Annotated in this window: 1 protein-coding gene; it reads right to left on the bottom strand. The window is 64.2% G+C overall.

The window, feature by feature from the left end:
- Positions 1 to 93 precede the first annotated feature (93 nt).
- The coding region (locus AC1DIO_RS35280; protein WP_476854943.1) for an IS1182 family transposase at positions 94 to 1,111 on the bottom strand (1,018 nt) is incomplete at its 5' end.

Here is a 1,111-nt window from a genome sequence, read left to right as displayed (position 1 = left end):
GGTGGAGGCCGTGTGCAAACGCGCTATTGGGATGCCTGAGGTGTGCGCCGCGTCGTCTGCGGGTGAAGTTGGACAAGAGTCGCGGCGACCCGTTCAGGTCCGCATCGCCAGAATGAGCGGCCCAGCGCCAAGGATGGCGATCACTCTCTTCAGATTGTAGGCCAGGACGTGGAGGCTCATCTCCGTACTGACGTTTTTGAGGGACTTGGTCTTGAAGTGGGTCGCTCCCATCCAGGCCTTTAAGGTTCCGAAGGGGTGTTCGACGGTGGCTCGGCGGATGCGCATGCTCTTGGGCGCGCGATCCAGCCGTTCCTGCATGGCCTCGATCACCGCCTCATGCTCCCAGCGGGTGATCCGTCGCTCGACGCTAGGTGTGCACTGGGGCTTTAAGCGGCAGCTCTGACAGCTGGCGCGGTCCCAGTAGCGATGCAGGGTCAGGCCCTTCTCCACCGTCGTCATGTGGCGGGGCAGCAGCGCCCCCGATGGGCAGCGGTAGACGTCCTGCTCGGGCAGGTAGGCGAAGTCCTGCTTGCCGAACCGGCCGTCGGCCTTGGCGCCGGAAGTCAGGGGCTTGGGCATGAGGGGCGTCACGCCGATAGCCTCGCAGGCCAGGATCTCCTCGCCGGCGAAGTAGCCGCGATCGGCCAGCACATCGAGCGTTTCGACGCCCATTTCGGCCTTGGCTTGGCCGGCCATTCCCGAGAGTTGACCCCGGTCGTGGCCGATGTTGGTGACCTCGTGCGCGACGATCAGGTGGTGAGTGATGTCCACCGCCGTCTGCACGTTGTAGCCGACCATCCCCGTGCCCTTGCCGTTGGTGGCCATCGCCCGCGCATCCGGATCGGTCAGAGATATCTGCTGGTCCGGCGCGGCATGCACCTCAGCCTCCAGGGCCTTGAAGGCTTTCATCTGCTCCTTGAGGGCGGCGATCTTGTCTTTCAACCGCACCGTCTTGGCCTGGACCAGTTCGCCATCATGTCGATCGGCCGTCTCCAGCGCCGACATGTAACGCTCKATGCTGGCCTCCACCTGCTCCATCCGACGCTGGATCGAGGCGCGCGTAAAGTTCTTGTCGCGCGTGTTCACCGCCTTGAACTTGCTGCCGTCGATG

The organism is Allobosea sp. 05T439 (genome assembly GCF_056396005.1).
The sequence above is the reverse complement of the archived record's forward strand: the minus strand, read 5'-3'. Positions and strand labels throughout refer to the sequence as shown.